At 62.2% G+C, this 4,410-nt stretch carries 4 protein-coding genes; 1 reads left to right on the top strand and 3 read right to left on the bottom strand.

Features of this window, described 5'->3' with window-relative positions:
- Nucleotides 1-140: 140 nt before the first annotated feature.
- Nucleotides 141-530, top strand: a complete 390-nt coding sequence (locus Q1L50_RS12115; protein ID WP_300339108.1) for a hypothetical protein — start codon at nucleotides 141-143, stop codon at nucleotides 528-530.
- A gap of 178 nt (nucleotides 531-708) precedes the next feature.
- Here Q1L50_RS12115 and Q1L50_RS12120 read toward each other — a convergent pair whose 3' ends face one another.
- The 3 genes from Q1L50_RS12120 to Q1L50_RS12130 form a co-directional block, all read right to left on the bottom strand.
- A complete protein-coding gene (locus tag Q1L50_RS12120) occupies nucleotides 709-1,551 on the bottom strand; it encodes a PEP-CTERM sorting domain-containing protein (RefSeq protein WP_300339109.1) in 843 nt (280 codons plus the stop codon).
- Nucleotides 1,552-2,081: 530 nt separating this feature from the next.
- Nucleotides 2,082-2,684 (bottom strand): MarC family protein, encoded by a 603-nt coding sequence (locus Q1L50_RS12125; protein ID WP_300339111.1) that lies wholly within the window; start codon nucleotides 2,682-2,684, stop codon nucleotides 2,082-2,084.
- 722 nt (nucleotides 2,685-3,406) lie between these two features.
- Nucleotides 3,407-3,898 (bottom strand): helix-turn-helix domain-containing protein, encoded by a 492-nt coding sequence (locus Q1L50_RS12130; RefSeq protein WP_300339113.1) that lies wholly within the window; start codon nucleotides 3,896-3,898, stop codon nucleotides 3,407-3,409.
- Nucleotides 3,899-4,410 lie beyond the last annotated feature (512 nt).

Below are 4,410 nucleotides of genomic sequence, written 5' to 3' on the forward strand. Positions count from 1 at the left end.
AGCTTGGGGAGCTACGAAGTTCGGCTCCCGGGAACCGCTGCGGACCTCAACCAGGGCCCACTGGGTCACGCTTGATGGGTCAGCTTTGGTGAGCAAGGGCGGGTCAGCTCCGGAGAGCGTCAAGGTACAACGCGCTGTCGATGTTCAACGTTGTCGAAGCCGGCATCCCGGAAACCCATGCTGGTTGGCACAGGCTCAGATTTTTCGTGATTCGCAAACTCGATATCGGCAGCCGCACGATGTCGCCGTACAGCTTCGAGAAAGACGTCATCCGGCCGTACACGCGGGCACGCGACGATCCGCGCGTGCCATTCACCGCCGCCGGGCCCGACGCCCAGCTAGACCGCGAGACGCTGGCTTTCCTTGCGCGCCACGAGAACTTCCGCCTTGCTGTCGCCAATCGCACCGTCTGGCTAAGCGAAATTCTCGACTTCTACCGCGAAGACTTCGTGCCACGCCCAGCCGCCAGCATCGTCGAATACGCCAACCGCTACGCGCCCGAGCAAGCACGGCCGAGTTCTACACGCTGAAGCGCAACCACTGACATGGCGACCAGGACCGGGCCGGTCATGTGCTTGAGAGCGAGCCCACGGCGCTCGGCAAGCACCATCGAAAGATCCTGTCCAAGCGCCAGGCTGGCGCCCGAAAGACCAGCAGAGGTACGTCGCGGTCACGCCGGTGAGGAAGGAAATCCTGCGTAGCGCTCAACTACGCGCTACGGCGGCGACGGCTGCCTGCGAGAGCGGCCAAACCGAATCCCAGCAGCGCCAGAGAGACTGGCTCGGGAATCCCGGGTGAGGGTGGCTGAAAATTCGCTTCCAGACCCATGATGCCGTTGATTTCGTTGTCACCATCAGCCTGCAAGGCACCGGGACCGCCCCAAATCACGGACGCATAGCGGAAGGTCGCGCTAGTGCCAGTGCCCACGGCATACGCAAATCCGTCCCAGATCACCGTGGTGTCAGCGTAGATGCCTTCAAGCCAGACGCGCTCGGTAACTGCCTGGGTCCAGTTGATTTTGTCGTTGGACAGGTAGACCGTTGATTCGATTGCTTCCTGTGGCAATGGGCCATGGTCGATGGTGTTGAAAACGGCGGCCTTGGTGGCCTGGAATCCGAGATCCCAAATCGAGTTGCCGACCGTGTTATCAGTCTGCACCCAGTGCTGATCGACGCTGCTACCGCCGACAGCGGCTCCCGACCCGACGAACGTGTAATTGTAGGTGCCATCGTTGACATCATTCACGTTTGGCTGGTCGAGCGAAGTGCCGTAACTACCGAAACCCGGGTTTGCAACGAGGTCAACACCGTTGTACTTGATGAACTGCGCGGCGGCAAAACCGGCTGGATTGAAATGGCCGTCGTCCAGGAGTTGATTGCTAACCACCAACTGACGGTTCGCCAGAGTGTTGGAGCCGTAGTAAAGTGCAGCGAAAGTGCCCACCGTGGCGCCCTGCCAGGAACGCGCGTCGTCCGGATCGGTGACCAATGCAGCATGTGACACGTTCGCTGCAAGCAAGGACAGGGAAAGTATTGATAGTGGTTTGAACATGGCGACCTCCTGTATTCGGTACATTGGCAGATTGGCGGGTGCTCTGATGCTACCGCTTGACGGCGACATCGCCGATCACACCTACGCAAAGCATCAATCGTGCCAGACATCTCAAACGCCGCGCCATGCAACTGAATTAATGCGCTTCTATCGCTTCATGGCCACTTATTCACCGCGGGCAGCCGCCTCGTTCACAGCCTATGTAAGAAATTCCGACACTCACCATCGGACTTTGTTTCGCTACGAGTGCGCGGTCACTCGCCACCCACCCGCCTCTTTCCGAGTGCCGGCTTGGGCCTTGGTATGGCAGCAGCCTCACCCTGAACCGGCATCCATTGCGAAGGGACCCCTCCATCACCTGCGACGACGACGGGTCTGGAAAGCACAGGTTCACCTGCCTCGCAACCAGTGGCAGCACCACCGCAATCGAAATAGAACCGCGTGCCAGGCGGAGAATGTCTGGCGAGGTCCGTGCGGAGGCTTTCCGCTTCAAGTCCCCTGCTGCGAGCACTCCGAGGAGCCGCTGAAAATCAGCCGATCGCCAACTGGGTCACGAAGGTCTTGAAGCCGCGCAGCATCATTTCGATCGACATCGCCACCAGCACCAGGCCCATCAGCCGTTCGAGGGCAACCACGAAGCGGTCGCCGGCGACCCGCTGGATGCGCTCGGCAAGAACCAGCACGACAGCACTGACGGCCATCGTGATGCACAGCGCGCCGATCCATTCCATGCGTCGGTCAGGCGCCTGCGAGACCAGCAGGAGGACGGTGGCCAGTGCCGACGGCCCGGCGATGGCCGGAATCGCCAGTGGCACGATCAGCGGCTCACCCACGGTGTCGGGGGTGTTCACAGCCGGCTGCGGGAAGATCATGCGCAGCGCGATCAGAAAGAGGATCACACCGCCGCCGATCTGCAAGGACAATTCGCTCAGGTTCATCAGCCGCAGGAAGCCATCGCCGACAAACATGAAGAGCAGCAGCAGAACAAAGGCAATCAGCACCTCGCGCAGGATCACCCACGATCGCCGTTCAGGGGCAACGTGGCGCAGCGCGTTGGCGAAGATCGGGATATTGCCGATCGGGTCGGTGATCAGGATCAGCAGGATGGTCGCCGAAGCAAAGGTGTAATTCATCGCTCGGTGCCCCATCGAGCACGCCTCGGTCCGCTCCGATGACCGTTCCGGCTCAGCGCGAGACGGCCAGGCGCGGCAGCGGAATGAGTTACGATGTTCATCGGCACAGGATAACAGGCCTGCCCGCCTCCCGGCTGGCGAAGATGCTGTGACCGGGCGGAGGACAACACGCCAGGCAGCGGGCAAGAATGTACGCCACGATCTCGATGACGGCGAGATCCCGGTTTCAGATTTACCCCTATCCGCATGGAGAAACCATGTCTCGGTACAACAAGCCTTTGGCCATTCTGGCCGCCTTCAGCAGCATCTTCGCGGCAAGCGCCTGCCTCTCCACCTTGGGCGGGCCGTACGGGGGGGGCCGCAGCGTCAGAGTACGAACGCGGCTATCGCGACGCCATGATCGGCGCCCGCGACCTGGATTACCGTTCACCGGACTACGACCGAGGTCACCAGCAAGGAGTGGACGAACTGCGTCTCCGGTCGCTGCCGCAAGGTGGCAGTCAGCGCCGCCCGTCGACGTTCGGAACCAACGATGGCTGAGCCTCCCCGCTCGCTCGCCTGCCACTGTTGAAGCGGGCGCACAGTTCCGGCCACACCGGGCCGCGCCGGAGCAGGACATGACACGCTGACCGAACCAGCTCGTCAGGTGCTGCTGCAGATCGGTTTGAACCCGCCGTGAGCAAGGCCGGAGGCGCTGCGCGACCAGCCCCGCGGCCGAGCGCCTAATGGTCGCCGGCATTCAGCGCGCGCTGGTAAAGATCGACGACCAGTGCCGCGAGCTGCGCCGGCGAGGCCTGCGCGCCCTGGGCGGTCAACACCGCCTTCAGGATGCCTTCGAGGACCGCGGCATCGATCACCGGCAGCTCGCGATTGCCCGTTGTCAGCTGCTTCGCCGCGTACGCTGCCCTGGCTTCGGCGGCGACGCCCGCGCCGTGCCCGGTGGCCAACCAATCGACCGTCACGCCCGCCGCCGCGGCGATCGCGAAAGCCTTGTCCAGAGGCGGCATCCGGCCGTCTCGGAGGTAGGTTCGCAAGACCGATTCGGCGATCCCGCACTGCCGCGAAAACGACGCCACCGATTGCGTGCCGATCAGCTCTTTCAGGCGCGCAGCAAGCGCGCCCGTTGCGAAATCGGCCACCGGCGCCAGATCGTAGGCCACTTCCGGCGTCTTCGCAGAATCCTGCGAGGCAGTATTGGCTGGGGTTTCAGACATCGCTATCGATTCCAGGCAGGGCGAGCAGACAATGTCAGCAAGAAGTTGTTGACATGCAGCAACTTCTTGCTGACAATCACGTCAGACAGGATAGCAGGAAAGCGAGCACGCAGCGCTCGCCGCGTGCCGTGTTGACCACGGAACAGCCGAGAGCACACCGCGAGGGAAACCGGCCTTCGCGCCTGAACACGATGTTCGTCGGACCTTGGCAAATTGGCTGGGCGTTGACTAAGCTGTATGCGCTACCAGCGCAGCAGCATGGGAGAGTGAACGCCGCATTGATTCTGCAGCGCAGCCGCAGCGATTCCGAATGGGAGTCAGATCACACGCCAGATCGCAGGCGGCATTAAGCGCAGCACCAGACGTCGAATCACATCCGCATCATCACCGTGTCACCCTGGTTCACGCCACACCCGTACACTCGCAGTCAGCCTTCCGGCCAGTTCCGGCCGGCAAGGAACATGGGGTTTGACCGTTGGCATTGAGCGTCGCAATGCAAGGGGGGAATGGCC

Source organism: Accumulibacter sp., from assembly GCF_029255145.1.
Taxonomy (GTDB): Bacteria; Pseudomonadota; Gammaproteobacteria; order Burkholderiales; family Rhodocyclaceae; genus Accumulibacter.

Excerpts from the sequence above, each read along its gene's own strand:
- Q1L50_RS12115 (WP_300339108.1), top strand. The coding sequence starts at position 141 with ATGTTCAACGTTGTCGAAGCCGGCATCCCGGAAACCCATGCTGGTTGG.
- Q1L50_RS12120 (WP_300339109.1), bottom strand. The coding sequence starts at position 1,551 with ATGTTCAAACCACTATCAATACTTTCCCTGTCCTTGCTTGCAGCGAAC.
- Q1L50_RS12125 (WP_300339111.1), bottom strand. The coding sequence starts at position 2,684 with ATGAATTACACCTTTGCTTCGGCGACCATCCTGCTGATCCTGATCACC.
- Q1L50_RS12130 (WP_300339113.1), bottom strand. The coding sequence starts at position 3,898 with ATGTCTGAAACCCCAGCCAATACTGCCTCGCAGGATTCTGCGAAGACG.